This is a genomic window from Pseudomonas sp. GD03875 (assembly GCF_029840585.1).
Lineage (GTDB): Bacteria > Pseudomonadota > Gammaproteobacteria > Pseudomonadales > Pseudomonadaceae > Aquipseudomonas > Aquipseudomonas paralcaligenes.
Genome location: NZ_JAOCCV010000003.1, coordinates 21618 through 37481 on the forward strand (window position 1 = coordinate 21618; position 15864 = coordinate 37481).

The 15864-nt window shown below is 69.1% G+C and carries 11 protein-coding genes; all 11 read right to left on the reverse strand.

Annotation, left to right across the window (positions count from 1 at the left end; translation table 11 throughout):
* Positions 1-3: 3 nt before the first annotated feature.
* Positions 4-918 (reverse strand): biotin-dependent carboxyltransferase family protein, encoded by a 915-nt coding sequence (locus N5D30_RS03075; protein WP_279907605.1) that lies wholly within the window; start codon positions 916-918, stop codon positions 4-6.
* Positions 915-1589, reverse strand: a complete 675-nt coding sequence (gene pxpB, locus N5D30_RS03080; RefSeq protein WP_279907607.1) for a 5-oxoprolinase subunit PxpB — start codon at positions 1587-1589, stop codon at positions 915-917. Before pxpB ends, N5D30_RS03075 begins: the two co-directional genes overlap by 4 nt.
* Positions 1586-2332 carry a LamB/YcsF family protein gene (locus N5D30_RS03085; RefSeq protein WP_279907608.1) on the reverse strand — a complete coding sequence of 249 codons (747 nt, stop codon included), beginning with the start codon at positions 2330-2332 and terminating at the stop codon, positions 1586-1588. The genes pxpB and N5D30_RS03085 overlap by 4 nt, the downstream gene beginning before the upstream one ends.
* 56 nt (positions 2333-2388) lie before the next feature.
* Positions 2389-4950, reverse strand: coding sequence for a sulfite reductase flavoprotein subunit alpha (locus N5D30_RS03090; protein WP_279907610.1), 2562 nt, complete (start codon positions 4948-4950; stop codon positions 2389-2391).
* A 306-nt stretch (positions 4951-5256) separates the two neighbouring features.
* Positions 5257-7497 (reverse strand): catecholate siderophore receptor Fiu, encoded by a 2241-nt coding sequence (locus N5D30_RS03095; protein WP_347881407.1) that lies wholly within the window; start codon positions 7495-7497, stop codon positions 5257-5259.
* Positions 7498-7856: 359 nt separating this feature from the next.
* Complete coding sequence (locus tag N5D30_RS03100; protein ID WP_220812045.1) at positions 7857-9020, reverse strand: type III PLP-dependent enzyme; 1164 nt, start codon at positions 9018-9020, stop codon at positions 7857-7859.
* A 689-nt stretch (positions 9021-9709) separates the two neighbouring features.
* The gene (locus N5D30_RS03105) at positions 9710-11653 is read right to left on the reverse strand and encodes a TonB-dependent receptor (RefSeq protein ID WP_279907612.1); all 1944 of its coding nucleotides are present in this window, start codon (positions 11651-11653) and stop codon (positions 9710-9712) included.
* 88 nt (positions 11654-11741) lie between these two features.
* Positions 11742-13067 (reverse strand): sensor histidine kinase, encoded by a 1326-nt coding sequence (locus tag N5D30_RS03110; protein WP_279907614.1) that lies wholly within the window; start codon positions 13065-13067, stop codon positions 11742-11744.
* Positions 13064-13762 (reverse strand): response regulator transcription factor, encoded by a 699-nt coding sequence (locus N5D30_RS03115; protein WP_279902721.1) that lies wholly within the window; start codon positions 13760-13762, stop codon positions 13064-13066. The genes N5D30_RS03110 and N5D30_RS03115 overlap by 4 nt, the downstream gene beginning before the upstream one ends.
* 187 nt (positions 13763-13949) lie before the next feature.
* A complete protein-coding gene (locus tag N5D30_RS03120; protein ID WP_279907615.1) occupies positions 13950-15152 on the reverse strand; it encodes an MFS transporter in 1203 nt (400 codons plus the stop codon).
* Positions 15152-15778, reverse strand: a complete 627-nt coding sequence (gene wrbA / locus N5D30_RS03125; protein ID WP_279907616.1) for an NAD(P)H:quinone oxidoreductase — start codon at positions 15776-15778, stop codon at positions 15152-15154. The genes N5D30_RS03120 and wrbA overlap by 1 nt, the downstream gene beginning before the upstream one ends.
* Positions 15779-15864 lie beyond the last annotated feature (86 nt).

The window sequence follows — 15864 nt, forward strand, 5'->3', positions numbered from 1 at the left end:
CGGTCAGCGACCGAAGAAGCGATAGAAATCGCGCAGCTCCGCCTGGGCTTCGGCGAGGTCGCCGCGGACGAAGCGCAGCGGGCCGTTGGGCGGGCGCTGGGCCAGGCGCCACAGATCGCGGGGGTAGAGCCAGCCGAGGACCGGGTAGCCGCCCATGGTCTGGCGGTCGGCCTGCAGGATGATCGGCTGGCCGTCCGGCGGCACCTGGATGGCGCCGCGGCTCACGCCCTGGGACCACTGGCGGAGCGGCGGCGCCAGGGCCTCGCCCAGCAGGCGCGCACCCATCCGGTCCGAACGCGGCGAGAGGCGCCAGGTGTGGGAGAAGAAGGCTTCCAGCTGCTCGGCGGCGAAGTTCGCCGCGTCGCCGCCGACCATCACGCGCAAGGGCGCCTCGGCCTCCGGGCGGAGGACCCAGGGCACGCTGGCGGCGTGCGAGCGGACAGCGGCAGCACAGGCCAGCAGGTCACCCTCGCGCAGGGCGCCGCCCTGGCCGTCCAGGCCACCGAGGCCCTCCCGTGCCTGGGTGGCGACGCTGCCCAGCACCGGATCAGCGGCGAAGCCACCGGCCGACGCCAGGTACAGGCGCTGGCCGCTGCGGGCGAAACCGATGCGCAGGCGCTGGCCGGGCTGCACGGCGAAGCGCGACCAGGCCGGCAGCGGCGCGCCGTCCAGCTCGGCCGGCGCATCGGCGCCGGTCAGCGCCAGCCAGGTGGCGACGCGGCATTCCAGTTCCACATCGCCCAGCGCGATTTCCAGCAGCGGTGTGCCCCAGGCATTGTCCAACAGGCGGTTGGCCCAGGCCGCCGCCTGCCAGTCCACCGGGCCGGCCGGCGACACGCCGAGGTGCTGCCAGCCGAAGCGACCGCCATCCTGCAGCAGGCTCAGCGGCCCCGGCCTGAGCACCCGCAGCCCGCTCACGCCCCGCACGCCCGCCGGTAGGCAGCCTCGTCGACCGGCTCGAAACGCACCCGGTCGCCCGGCGCCAGCGGACAGGGCGGCACCTGGGCGGCGTCGAACAGCGGCGTCGGGCACAGCCCGATCAGGTGCCAGCCGCCCGGGGATGCCTGCGGATACACCGCCGTCTGCCGCTCGGCGATGGCCAGGCTGCCGGCCGGCACCCAGGTGCGGGGCGTGGCCCGGCGCGGCAGGGCCAGGCGCGCGTCCAGCCCGCCCAGATAGGCGAAGCCGGGCGCGAAGCCGATGGCGCCCACCCGGTATTCGGCGCCGGCGTGCAGCTCGATCACCCGCTCAACGGAGAGCCCGCAGGCGCGGGCCACCTCGGCCAGGTCCTCGCCCACATACCAGACCGGTAGGCGATGCAGCCGCCCACTCTCGGCGGCGGCCGGCTCGGCCAGCCACGCCTCCAGCAGCGGCGCGACGCGCTCGCTCAGTTGCCGATGGTCGGTGCGCAGCAGGTCGTAGTGCAGCAGCAGGTCGGTCCAGCCCGGCACCAGGTCGATCACCAGCCCGCCCAGTTCACGGCGGATGCGTTCGGCCAGGCGGGCGATGCGCAGTGGCAGGAGCGGGTCAGGCCGCTCGGCCAGCACCAGCCGCAAAGCCTCGGCGCCGACCGGTTCGCAGCGGATCACAGGCCGTCCAGACGGGCGCGCAGCCTGCGCAGCACGGCCAGCGACTCGGCGTTGTCGCCATGCACGCAGAGGCTGTCGGCGCGCAACCGCAGGGGCGCGCCGTCGATGTCCGGGAACGGCTCGCCGGCCGCGATGGCCAGGGCTTGGTCGAGAATCCGCTGGGGATCGTGGTGCACCGCGCCGGACAGGCGGCGCGGCGCCAGCTGGCCGTCGGCCAGGTAGGCACGGTCGGCGAAGGCCTCGAACAGCAGCGGCACCCCGGCGGCCTCGGCCATGCGCCGTTCGCGGGCGTTGTCGGCCAGGGCCAGGGTCATCAGCGGCAGGCCGCGCCGGTAGTCGGCGCAGGCCCGCAGCACCGCCGCGAACAGGGCGTCGTCGCGCACCAGGTCGTTGTACAGCGCACCATGCGGCTTGACGTAGGCGACCTCGGCGCCGGCGCTGCGGCAGAAGGCGTCCAGCGCGCCGAGCTGGTACAGCACCAGCGCCGTGACTTCCTCCGGCGAGCAGCTCAGGTGGCGGCGGCCGAAGCCCTGCAGGTCGGGGTAGGAAGGATGGGCGCCGATGGCCACGCCGTGCTGCACGGCCAGGGCCACGCTGCGCTGCATGATCAGCGGGTCGCCGGCGTGGAAGCCGCAGGCCAGGTTGGCCTGGTCCACCAGCGGCATGGCGTGGGCGTCGTCGCCCATGCGCCAGGCGCCGTAGCTTTCACCCATGTCGCAGTTGAGCAGAATTGGTCGGGTCATGGGCCGAGCTTAAAGCCCCGCCCCCGCGACGGGAAGCGTCGCGGGGGACGGCGGCGTCAGTAGACGTCGCGGCGGTAGCGGCCTTCCTCGACCAGCGCCTGCACCGCGTCGGCGCCGAGCAGGTCGTGCAGCACCGCGTCGACGCCGCCGGCCATGCCTTCCAGGCTGCCGCAGACGTACAGCGCGGCGCCGTCGGCCAGCCACTGGCGCAGCGTTTCGCCGTGCTGGCGCAGCAGGTCCTGCACGTAGACCTTCCCGGCCTGGTCGCGGGAGAAGGCCAGGTCGAGGCGCTGCAGGTCGCCGCCCGCCAGCGCCGCGTCGAGTTCCGCGCCGCAGTAGTAGTCGTGGGCGCGGTTGCGCTCGCCGAACAGCAGCCAGTTGCGCGTCTGGCCGGCGAGGATGCGTGCGCGCAGCAGCGAGCGCAGGCCGGCCAGCCCGGTGCCGTTGCCGATCAGGATCAGCGGGCGGTCGTCGTCCGGCAGGTGGAAGCCGCTGTTGCGGCGCAGCCGCGCCAGCACCTGGCCGCCCTCGGCGATGTATTCGGTGAGCCAGCCGGAGCCCAGCCCCAGGCTGCCGTCGCTGCGCCGCTCCTGGCGCACGATCAGCTCCAGCACGCCGTCGCTGGGCACGGAGGCGATGGAGTATTCCCGCGAGCCGAGCGGCACCAGGGCCTCGACCAGCGCCTGGGCGTGCAGGCCGACCAGGTGGGCGAAGCTCTCCGGCAGCTGCCGGCCGGCCAGCGCCTCGGCCAGGCTCATGGCGAGGCCGTCGACCTCGACCGGAATGGCGCCATCGAGCTGATGGCGCTGCAGCCATTCGGCGACCCTGGCCTGCGGATGGCGCGGCAGGATTTCCAGGATGTCGCCCGCCTGCCAGTCGCGTAGCGCCGGCGGCGCCAGGCCGAGCAGGTAGGTCGGCGCGCCCTGGCTGCCCGGATTGAGCAGCTCGCGGCGGTCCAGGGTCCAGCCGTCCCAGGGGGTTTCGGTGAGCGCCAGCGGCGCCGCGCCGGTCAGTTCGCCGAGCTGCTGTTGCCACTGCTGCAGCGCCAGGCTGTCGTTGCCGTCCACTTCAACCGAGTCGAACAGGCGCTGCGCGCCCTGGCGAGAGAGCCAGTCGCCGAGGCGGCGGGCGAAGCCGCAGAACTGCTGGTACTGGCGGTCGCCCAGGGCCAGCACCGCGTAGCTCAGCTGCTCCAGCGCCAGCGAGCCGTCGAGCACCTTGCGCTCGAAGCCGCGGGCGCTGTCCGGCGCCTCGCCATCGCCAAAGGTGCTGACCACGAACAGCGCGCGCGTCGCCTGGCGCAGGCTGGCTTCATCCAGCTTCGCCAGGGGCTCGACCCGCACCGCCAGGCCGGCGGCCTGCAGCTGGCCGGCGGTCTGCCAGGCGAGCTGCTCGGCGAAACCGCTCTGGCTGGCGAAACCGACCAGCCAGCCCTCGCCGCCCGCCGCCCCGCCCAGGGCGCCACGCGCCGCCCTGACCGCGCGCTTCTTGCGCCGGCGGTCGAGGTAGAGCAGCCAGCCGGTGACGAAGAACACCGGCATGGCGGCACTCGCCAGCATCATCAGGATGCGTCCCGGCAGGCCGAAGTATTCGCCGACGTGCAGGGCGTAGACGCTGGCCAGCAGCTGGGCCTTGAAGCTCTTGTCGGTGAACAGCTCGTGGCGAGACACCTTGCCGCTGACCGGGTCGAGCTGGATCTGGTTGGACGCGCGCGGGTGCTGGGCGTCGTCCAGCAGGTAGGAGACGCTGATCGGCTGGCCACCGGCCGGCGGCAGGCGCAGGTTCCAGGCCACCATGCCCGGGCCGGCGGTCTGCCGGACGCTCTGCCACACCGCGTCGTAGTCGACCACCAACGGCGGCCCGGCGGGCGCCTCGGCGCCGCGTCCGCCCTGGCGCTGGCCACGGCCTTCGCCGCGCTGGCCCTCGCCGCGCTGCTGGCCGGACGGCGCGTCCGACAGCAGGCTGTTGAGGCCCGAGCGATACCAGTCATAGGACCAGAACAGGCCGGTCAGCGCCGCGCAGAGGTAGAACAGCAGCACCCAGGTGCCGGCCACGGCGTGCAGGTCCCAGTTGAAGGCGCGGCCCTTCTTGGCCCAGTCGAAGGTCAGCCAAGTCCGCCAGCTCAGCGCCTTGCGCGGCCAGCGCAGGTAGAGGCCGGACAGGCAGAAGAAGATCAGCGCCAGGGTGCTCGCGCCGGTCAGCTGCTTGCCCGTGTCGCCCATGGCGAGCCAGCGGTGCAGTTGCAGGACGAAGCGGAAGAAGCCCTGGCCGGAGGGCTCGCCGAGCAGCTCGCCGGTGTAGGGGTCGAAGAAGCGCATCGGCCCGCGGCGCTCGCCCGGCGGCGGGGTGAAGAACACCCGCGCGGCGCTGCCGCTGTCGTTCTCCACCCACAGCCCGGACACCTTGTCGCCGCTGGCGGCCTCGATCTTCGCCACCAGCTCGCCGGGCGCCAGGGTGCCGCCCTCGCGCACTTCCACCTTCAGGGTGTCGGGGTTGAGGGCGCGCATGATCTCGCCCTCGAAGCTGTAGAGCGCGCCGGTCACCCCCATGATGGCGAGCACCAGGCCGGCACTGATGCCGAGGAACCAGTGCAGCTGGAAAAGGACTTTCTTGAACACGATGAATACCTTGGACAACGGGCCGGAGCCCTTGGGTGGCGCAATTCTAGATAGGAAGCATTTCCAACTGGGCCGTGTTTACCCAGTCTTTACCTTGGCGATGTCCCGTTGGCACGCGGCACTGTTGTAGGAGCAAGCTCTGCTCGCGAAGCTTTGCCCACAAATGTTCGCGAGCAGAGCTCGCGCCTACAGGCTGCACATCGAGGGTACATTCCCGCACGCCCCTCCCGGATTGCATCCGGGCTACGGATTCCCCTGAATGCAAGAAGCCCGCGCAAGGCGCGGGCTTCAGCTTGCGGGGCGGGGTCAGAACGCCAGTTCGGTAGTGAACATCGCCGAGCGGGGCTGGCCGTAGCGGACGCGGGAGCCGCCGTTGTTGACGTCGAAGTAGTCCTCGTCGAACAGGTTGTAGACGTTCAGGCGCAGGTTGACGTTCTCGGTCAGCTGGTAGGCGGCCATGGCGTCGGCCACCCAGTACGACGGCACGTAGGCCAGCGAGGTGGTGGCGGCGTTGACGGCCGTGCCCGAGGTGATCAAGCGCTTCTGCTCGTCGATGTAGCGGGCACCGCCGCCGAGGGTGAGCTTGCCCAGGGTGTAGGTGGTCCACAGGGTGCCGGTCCACTCGGGCGACCAGCGCACGCCGGTGGTCTCGGTGACCACGCCGCTGGTGGCGTTCACACTCTGCTGGTCGAGCTGCTTGGTCTTCATGTGGGCCACGCCGGCGGTGATCTGCCAGTTGTCGGTGATCTGGCCGACCACGCCCAGTTCCACGCCATCGACCCGGGTCTTGCCTTCCTGGACGCTTTGCAGGGTGATCTCGTCCTGGGTGACCTGGTTTTCGTTCTCGGTGCGGTAGGCCGCCAGGGTCAGGCTCAGCTGGTCGTCGAGCAGGTCCCACTTGGTGCCCAGCTCCACATGGCGGGTTTCCTGCGGGTCGGCCGAGGGGTTGTTGATGTTGCCGGCCGCGGAGCTGATGGTGAAGCTGTTGCCCGGCGGGGTCTGCGAGTCGGCGTAGGACAGGTAGATGCTGCCGTTGGGCAGCGGCTTGAAGACCACGCCGGCGTTCCAGGTCAGCAACTGGTCGGAGACGTTCAGCTTGGCCACGGTGCCGTCGACGGCGCGGGTCTTGTAGTCGGTCTCGTAGTCTTCGTAGCGCAGGCCGCCGTTGACCGACCACTGCTCGTTCAGGTGCAGGGTGTCGAACACGTAGAGGGCCGCCGAGGTGGTCTCGCCGGCGTTGCGGGCGCCGGTCTTGAACGGCGAAGCCATCGGGTCGTGGGGGTTGGGGTCGTACAGGTTGGCCGCGGCGCTGGTCAGGCCGGTGACGGCGCCCGAACGGGTCAGCTGCTCTTCCTTGCTGAACTCGATGCCGGCGGACAGCGCGTTGCGCAGGCCGAAGGTGTCGAACTCGGTGGTCAGGTTGGTCAGGTTGGCGAGCACGTCGTTTGCCTGGTCGGCGTACTGGCGCGAGCGGGTGACGGTCCAGGTGCTGCGGTCGGCGGTGGCCGGCGCGGCGATGCTGAAGGCGCCGGTCAGCACGCGATCGATGCTGGAGCGGCCCCAGCGCGACAGGTTGCGCACGGTGGTGACGTCGTTCAGGTCATGTTCCAGCTTGAGGGTGAACATGTCCGCCTGGGCGTCCTCGTAGTCGCTCGGCGAGCCGTAGAAGTTCTCCCGGTCGACCTTGGGCGCGGCGTCGAGCAGCGGGTTGGCGTTGTAGTAGCCGTCCATGCCGATGGCCGGGATGCCGCCGTCCGGCACGTTCTCCTGGCGCAGGTGGTAGGAGTACAGGTAGACGCGGGTGTCGCCGTCGAGGCCGAAGGCGATGGAGGGCGCGATGCCGAAGTTGGTGTTCTCCACGTAGTCGCGCTCGTCGACGCCGCCATCGCGGCGCGCCAGGTTCAGGCGCACGGCGGAGCCGTCGCCGATCCGCTGGTTGATGTCGGCGGTGATGGCCTTCTTGTCGGCGGTGCCGTAGCCGAGGGTGCCGTTGATGCTGTTCTCCAGCGACGGCAGCTTGGACACCATGTTGATGTAGCCGGAGGCCGAGCCGCGGCCGCTGTCGGTGCCGGACGGGCCCTTGACCACTTCGACCTGCTCGGTGTTGAACACGTCGCGGGTGATCGCGCCCAGGTCGCGCACGCCGTCGACGAAGGTGGAGTTCTGGGTGGAGAAGCCGCGCATCATGAAGGTGTCGCCGAGGGCGGTGTTGCCGTTCTCGCCCATCTGCAGGGTGATGCCGGGGGTGTTGCGCAGTGCTTCCACCAGGGTGGTGGCGCCCTGTTCGCGCATCACTTCCTTATTGATGACCTGGATGGTCTTGGGCGTGTCGAGCAGGGGCTCGGTCATCTTGGCGTTGGCGCTCTTGGTGACGCGGTACTGGCCCTCGGCCTTCGAGGTGATGCTGGTGGCCGGCAGGTTGATGTCCTTCACTTCCTCGGCCTGAACGCTCAGGCTCATGGCCGGTACCGCGGCGACTACCAGTGCTGCCAGCTGTCTGTTGTTCCGATGCTTACGGCTGCGAATCGTCATTTCATCCCTCCCCATTTATAAGAAGCCAATCGGGTCCCGGTGGGTCCCGCGGCATGCAAGGCGACGGAATGCTAATTATTTGCATTAAGCACAACAATACATTTACGAAATATTTACAATCGCGACACACTCGCATTAACACTCGATCGTTCCAGCAGCGGTGAAAGGACTCGCCGGATAGGCGCCAAAGCCGCGTCATGCCTGGACTGGGGCAGGATTCGCCAGGCAGCCGGAAGCCCCGCCCCGAACGGACGGCTTGTGTAAAGGAAAGGATCAGGAATGCGTGCTGGAAGACGCCCTTGCGGCGCCCGGCGCGGAGGAAGGCGGCACCGCGAGCGCCCCGTTCGGGGCGACTCGCGGACTGCCGGGGTCACTCAGAGATAGAAGGCCTTCAGCGGCGGGAAGCCGTTGAATTCCACCGCGCTGTAGCTGGTGGTGTAGGCGCCGGTGGACAGCCAGTACAGGCGGTCGCCGCTGGAGAGGTTGAGCGGCAGGCCGTACTTGTAGTTCTCGTACATGATGTCGGCGCTGTCGCAGGTCGGGCCGGCGATGATCACTTCTTCCATCTCGCCCTTGCGCTCGGTCCAGATCGGGAACTTGATGGCCTCGTCCATGGTTTCGATCAGGCCGCTGAACTTGCCCACGTCGGTGTATACCCAGCGTTCGACCGCGGTACGCGACTTGCGGGCGATCAGCACCACTTCCGAGACCAGGAAGCCGGCGTTGGCGATCAGCGAACGACCCGGCTCGAGGATGATCTCCGGCAGCTCGTCGCCGAAGTCTTCCTTGAGGAAGCGGGTGATCTCCTCGGCGTAGGTCTCCAGGTCGTTGGTGCGCTGGATGTAGTTGGCCGGGAAGCCGCCGCCCATGTTGATCATCTGCAGGGTGATGCCGTCCTCTTCCTTGAGGCGCTCGAAGATCACCTTGACCTTGGCGATGGCGGCGTCCCACACGTCGATGTCGCGCTGCTGCGAGCCGACGTGGAAGGAGATGCCGTAGGGCACCAGGCCCAGCTGCTTGGCCAGGATCAGCAGGTCCAGGGCCATGTCCGGGTTGCAGCCGAACTTGCGCGACAACGGCCAGTCGGCCGAGGTGGAACCCTCGGTGAGGATGCGCACGTAGATCTTCGAGCCCGGTGCGGCCTTGGCGATGTTGCGCAGGTCCGCCTCCGAGTCGGTGGCGAACAGGCGCACGCCCTTCTCGAAGAAGTATCGGATGTCACGGGCCTTCTTGATGGTGTTGCCGTAGCTGATGCGCTCCGGGCCGACGCCGGCGCTCATGACCTTGTCCAGCTCGTAGATCGAGGCGATGTCGAAGTTGGAGCCCTTGTCGCGCAGCAGCTCGGTGATCTCGATGGCCGGGTTGGCCTTCACCGCGTAGTAGATCTTGGCGAAGGGAAAGCAGGACACCAGCTGATCGTAGGAATTGGCGATGGTCTGCTTGTCGATCACCACGAAGGGGGTTTCCTGGTGATCGGCGAACGCCTTCATGCGCTTGAAGGTTTCGGGTGCGAAATAGTCTTCGACCTTGATCGACATGCTCGGGACTCCAAATGGCAAAACGTTATCGGAAAGAGGGAGTGGCTCTGTTTTTCGAGCCGCGAACGCCTGATCAGTTTCCCCACTTTGGTTCGCCTACTTCCCAAGGCATGTCGCCGAGTCGCCGCAGTCGCAGCACCGGAGGCTCTTGCAGAATCATCATGGCCAGGCGCTTCGCCGCAGGCAGTAGACCGGCTACGGCAAGGCGGAGCAACAACGCCAGGGTGGTTCTGCAAGAGCCTCCGACTCTCTCGTCGTCAGTACTTGAGCCGGATGGATCGTTTCCAGCATGAGCGTTCGGGCGCGAACTTTAGGACCAAGATTCCGTGTTAGCAATCAAAAGTTGCCGCCGTTTTGCACCCGGTTGTCGCGTGTGTGAATGATTGTTTTCGATACGCAACGAAGCGTCAGAAATGCTGCACAAAAAAGCCCGCCAAGCGGGGCTCGGCGGGCCTTTAGCGCTATATACCCACCAAAGGGGTGGACTGACTCGTAGGGTGCGCCGTGCGCACCTTCGGCCGGCAACTCAGCGTAGCCCGGATGAAATCCGGGATTGCACGACACCTCCGCTCGGCCTCCTGACGGGGACTCAGGTCCCGAGCTGCCCGATGGCTTGTTCATGCCGCTACGCGGCCCTGGGGCCCATTCCTAATAGATAGCCTTCCCTCGAAGTGCTCCGCCTCCCTGGATCAAATGCGCCAGGCAACCCCCAGGCGCAACTCGCGCCCCGGTTCGTTGGAGCCGCGCACGCCCTCGTAGTCGGGGATGTGCTCGAAGTCCTCGTTGCTGGCATGGTCCAGGTATTCCTTGTCGAACAGGTTCTTCAGGGTCAGCGTCAGGGTCAGGCGGTCGTCGCCCAGGGCCAGCCACTCGGCGTACAGGTCGTGCACGCCGTAGCCGGGCTTCTCCACGGTGCCGACGCCGGTGTGCAGCGCGTCGATGGACTCGACGAAGCGGCCCTGCCAGCCGAACGACAGGGTGTCGCTGGCACGGTAGTCGGCGAAGGCGGTCCAGGTGTCGCCCAGGCTGGTGCCGAGGCCGTTGTACTCGTAGACGTTGAGGCGCTCGCCGTCCACCCGGGCGTCGTTGTGGTGATAGCTCAGCCCCAGGCTCAGGCGCTGCCAGTGGTAGGCGCTCTGCAGCAGCACGCCCTTGCTCTTCAGGTCGCCGACGTTGACGTACAGGTTGGGCCTGCCCAGCGGGTCGGCGATGGCGTCCTCAATGCGGGTGACGTAGCCCTTGGCGGACAGCTCCAGGCCGCCGTCGCGGTACTCGAAGCCCAGCTCGGAGGTCCGCGCCTTCTCGGCCTTGAGGCGCGGGTCGTTGCCGGACGAATCCAGCTTGAACGCGTCGCGCACCTGCGGGCCGCGCAGGGCGTGGGCGTGGCCGGCGAGCAGGGCCAGTTCCGGGGTCAGTTCGTAGCGCAGGCTGAGGTTGGGGCTGACGCCCTCCTCGTCGAAGCGCTGGCCGTCACGGTCGTCCAGCTTGTAGCGGTCGTAGCGCAGGCCGGCGCCGAGCAGCAGGCGCTCGGTGACCTGGTAGGCGTCCTGCAGGTAGAAGCCAGTGACACTGCCGTCCTCGCCGTCCAGCGAGCGGTCGCCGGCCGGGCCGAGGGTGCCGCGGTCGTCGCGGTAGTCGACGCCGTAGGTCAGGCTGTGGGCGCCGATGTGGCTGGTGTTGCGCAGGTCGAAGCCGTCGCTGCGGGTGGTGCCGTAGTACAGGCCCCAGCGGCCGTCCTGCTGCAGCTCGGTCTCGGTGTGGTAGGCGGTCAGCTCGACGTCCAGCAGCGGGTTGTCCTGGGGCCGGAAGCCGTAGTTGAGGGTCCAGGTCTCGCGCTCGGTACGCAGCGGATAGAGCGGGTTGAAGCCGCTGACGATCCACTGCGGACGCTGGGTGCGCTCGCCCTCGTCGTGGCGCTCCTCGTAGCTCAGGCGCAGGGTCTGCGCCTCGCTCAGCTTGCCGACCAGCTTGGCGTAGCCGAGCGTCTGCCGGGCGCCGGTGCCGAGCACGTCGTGGTTGCCGCCGTCCTCGTAGTCGTTCTGGTCCTGGTAGCTGGCCAGGGCCAGGGCGGACCAATCCTCGCTGAAGCGGCCGAACACGCTGGCGCTGGTCTTGTAGCCCTCGCCGTTGCTGAAATAGCCGCCCTTGAGCAGCGCGCCGGCCTGCTCGCCCTCGCGCAGCAGGTCGTCCGGGTCCTTGGTCACGAAGCGGATGGCGCCGCCCAGGGCGCCGGGGCCGGCGGTGGCGTCGCCGGTGCCGGCCTGCACCTCGGCGCGCTTGAGCAGTTCCGGCTCGATGCCGATGCGGCCGGTGTGGTGGAAGGTCTGCCCGGCCTGCTGGGCGCCGTCGATGCTGATGTTCAGCAGCGTGTCCTCGAGGCCGCGCAGGTACAGCTTCTGCGCCACGCCGGCGCCGCCGCCGACCGAGATTTCGGGGTTGGACTCGAACACGTCCTGCAGGTCGTTGGCCTGGAAGCGCCCCAGCTGCTCGGCCTCGACCGTCTCGGCGCGGTCGGTCTGGCCGGTGACAGCGGTGGCGGCCAGCTCCAGCGCCGGGTCGGTGGCGGCCTGGGCCATGCCGGCGGCGAGCACGGCGCTGGCCAGCAGGGAGAGGCGGAAGGGGCGGTACGGCATGGGGTTACCCTCGGCTTCGATGTGAATATTTCTCAACTGAGAAATGTTCGCCTCAAGCCGAGCGGCGAGGAAAACACTTTTACAACTGTTACGCACGCGGCAGGCGCAGCTCCAGCTGCAACCCGCCGCCGTCCAGGTTGCGCGCCAGGATGCGCCCGCCAGTGGCCTGCACCTGGCGTTCGGCCAGCGCCAGGCCCAGGCCGAAGCCGGCGCGCTCGCCGGAGGCGCGGAAGAACGGCCTGAAGATGCGCTCCAGCCATGGCTCGGGCACGCCCGGCCCCTGGTCGGCGACCGTCAGCCGGTAGGCGTCGCCGGCCTCGGCCAGCGCCACCCTCACCTCGCCGCCCGGCGGCGTGTGGTCCAGGGCGTTGCGCACCACGTTCTCGATGGCCTGGCCGAGGGCGCGGTGGCTGCTGCCGGCCAGCATGGCCTCGCCGGGAAGCTCGGCGACCAGGCGCCGGTCGGGGAACTCGAAGCGCGCGTCGTCGAGGATGCTGTCGACCAGGGCGGTGAGGTCGAGGGTCTCGTCGCGCAGCTCCGGGCGCTCGTTCTCCAGCCAGCCGAGGGTCAGGGCGTCCTCCACCAGGCGGCGCATCTCGCCGCACTCGCCGCGGATACGCTCCAGCAGGCGGCGGTTGCCCGGCTCCTGCTCGGCCAGGCTGACCGCCATCTCGATCCGCGTCAGCGGCGTGCGCAGCTCGTGGGACATGTCCGCGAGGCGCTGGCGCTGGTCGATGATCAGCTGCCCGGTGCGCTCGGCCATGGCGTCGAAGGTCCCCGCCAGGCTGGCCAGCTCGTCGTTGCGCGACCCCAGCAGCGAGCGCACGCGCACGCCGTAGCCACCGTCGGCGAACTGGCGGGTGGCCTGTTCCAGCCGGCCCAGCGGCTGCATCAGGTGGCGATAGAGCAGCCAGCACACGCCGACCAGCGTGGCCAGCGGCACCACGAACTGCAGTAGCAGCCAGACGTAATGCCAGTACAGGCCGGGGCGCATGCGCTGCGGCAGGATGATCAGGAAGTGGGTCCTGCCGTCGGCGAACGGCAGGTCCATGATCGGGTTTTCCGGGAAGTACAGATGGATCTTCCACGACACGTCGCGGCCCAGGCTGAAGCCTTCGTGGAAGCGCTCGTTGAGTACGCCCGCCAGCGGCCGCACTTCGGACTCGACCACCGCCGCCCAGGTCTGCTCCTGCTGTTGCAGGGTCTCCAGCCAGCGCGCCAGGGCGTCGTGGTCGCCGGCCTGGTACAGCGCCTCGGCCTGGGCGCCGTAGTGCTTGAGCGTGCGCTGGTGCTCGGGGTCGATGAAGCTCATGCGCTCCTCGGTCTGCCAGGCCAGCCTGGCGATCAGCCAGAACAGCAGCACGCTGCCGAGGGCGATCACGATGCACAGCTTCCAGAACAGTTGGCGCTTCATGCGAAGACGTACCCGCGGCCGTGCAGGGTCTGCAGGCGGTCGGCGGCCAGCCCGGCCTCGGCCAGGCGCCGGCGGATACGGCTGACGTGCATGTCCAGGCCACGGTCGTAGCTGCTGTATTCGCGCTCCAGCACCACGCGGTAGAGGTAGGGCTTGCTCAGCGCCTCGCCGCGCTGGCTGACCAGCTGCCACAGCAAGCGGAACTGGATCGGCGTCAGCGCCAGCTCGCGCTCGCCGACCCGCGCCTGCAGGGCGTGGCGGTCCAGGTGCAGGTCGTCCACCCGCAGGTCGCCGGGCTGCGCGCCTCTGCCCGCCTCGGCCGGGCGGGTACGGCGCAGTACCGCGTCGATGCGCAGCTGCAGCTCGGTGATGTTGAACGGCTTGGGCAGGTAGTCGTCGGCGCCGTGGCGCAGACCGCGGATGCGCTCCTCCTCCGCGCCGCAGGCGGTGAGCATGATCACCGGCGTCTGCTGCTGCTCGCGCAGGCGGCGCAGCACCACCAGGCCGCTGATGTCCGGCAGCAGCACGTCCAGCAGCACCAGGTCCGGCGGCTCGTCCAGCGCCATGGCCAGCCCGGCCTCGCCCAGGTGGCTGCAGCGGGTGGCGTAGCCCTGGCCGCGCAGCAGCTCGCCGAGCTGGGCGCACAGGGTGGTGTCGTCCTCGATGATGAGGATGCGGGCCAGGTGGCTGGTCATGAGGGAACGTCCGGAATCGAAGGAGAACGATTCTCATGCAGAAGCGGGCAAACTGCAAAGTATCCGGTGCCCGCCGAAAGCGCCGCGGCCGGGAAGACGCTCCCTCCTTCCCGAGCCGCCAGCAGGGAAACCGAGGGACAGTCCCCGGGCTTTCCTCGATACGACTGGCTTCGGCGCCGTCGCAGCCTTATTGCCGTGCGCCCTGCGGCGCTCGCCCGAGCGACATGGCGACCACGGCAGCCACCAGTGCCGCGCCTGCGACCAGAGCTGCGGCCGAGCCCCAGCCATACGCCTGTATCGCACTGCCGATGGCGATGGGGCCGACGATCTGGCCCAGGTTGTTGCCCTGGATGATCAGGCCCAGCACGACGGGCACGAGGCCCGCCGTGGGTGCCGCGATCGGCGCGGCGGACAGCAGCGCCGCGGGGATCAGCCCGCCCACGGCCGAGAAGACGACACAGAGCATGAAGGTGGCGGTGTCCGGCAGCACCGGCAGGAAGATGCCGAGGCTGGCGAGGCCCATCGTCAGGCTCGCGCCCGCGAGAAGGGTGGCCCGCGCCGTGCCGCGCGACAGCAGAACGCCCGCGGCCAGGTTGCCGAGGATATTCGCCGCTGTCGCGAGCGCGCTCAACAGGCCGGCGCTGCTGTGCGTCACCTCCATGCGCTCCATGAGCAGCACGGGCAGAAAGCTGAACAACGCGAAGAACATCAGGCTGTAGAGCGCGAACATGGCCGCGAGCAGCACGGGCTTCCTGGCCCTGAAGACATCGATAGCAGTCGTGTTCAGGCTTCGCCATGACCAGCGCTGCCACGCACCGGTGAGCGGAATCACAAGAGGCACCAGCAGGCAGACCAGCAGGGCCAGCCCGCCGCTGGTCCACCAGATCGCCCGCCAGCTCCCGAACAACGGCCCCGCGAGCATGGCGACCGCCATGCCCACCGGCATGAAGCAGCTCCAGAGGGCGAACGCGAGATCGCGATGGGAGGGCCCGGTCACCTGGGCCAGGATCGACGGCGCCGCGACCGTGATCAGGAGAAAACCCGCGCCCTCGACCACCCTCGACAGCAGGAGCGTCGACAGGGACGCGGCCACGGCGCCGAGTGCCGCGCCGAGGGTCGTCGTGAGCAGACCCAGGATCAGGATGCGCCGGCCGCCAAAGCTCGCGACCAGGGCTCCGGTGGGTATGCCGCCGACCAGTCCCAGCACGGCGAAGATTCCCGTCAGCCAGCCGATGCCCGCCAGACCGATGCCCAGGTCCGCCTGCAGCATGGGCGCCGCGATCACGGCCTTGCCCACCTGCAGCGCCGCCACGACGCCGGCGCCGACGATCAGCGCTACGCTGGCCCAGCGGGTCGACGTGGCTTGCGCTGCGTGCGCCGCGCCGGCCATCACGCCGCCTCTTGCCTGCGCCCGGCGACCAGCGCGCGGGCGATCCCGGCGACATGCCGGCCCTGGAAACGGGCGCCAGCCAGCTCGTTGTCACTCGGCTGGCGATCGCCGCCAGCACCGTCGTCGGCGAGCGTCGAGGCACCATAGGGGCTGCCGCCGGTGACTTCGTCCATCCGCAGCTGGCCCTTGAAGCTGTAGGGCAGGCCGACCACCAGCATGCCGAGGTGCAGGAGCACGGTGTGCGTGGACTGGATGGTGGTTTCCTGACCGCCATGCTGGCTCCCGGTCGAGGTGAAGACGCTGCCCACCTTGCCGACGAACCTGTCTTCGGCCCACAGCCTGCCGGTCTGATCGAGGAAGTTCTTCATCTGTGACGCCATGTTCCCGTAGCGGGTCGGCGTGCCGATGATGATCGCGTCGTAGTCGACAAGCTCGGCGACGGTGGCGACCGGGGCCTTCTGGTCGGCCTTGTAGCCCGCGCGCTTCGCGGCCGCTTCCGGTACGAGTTCGGGAACGCGCTTCAGATCCACCGACGCACCCGCTTGGCGCGCGCCTTCCGCGACCGCGGCGGCCATCGTCTCGATATGGCCATAGGAGGAGTAATAGAGCACCAGGACCTTGGTCATTGGGATTGCCTCGCAGGTTGTGATGGGGTGCTCCAAGAGTGCTCCCTCTGGCTGTTCGACATAAGCGATATAATCTTCATCAAGTC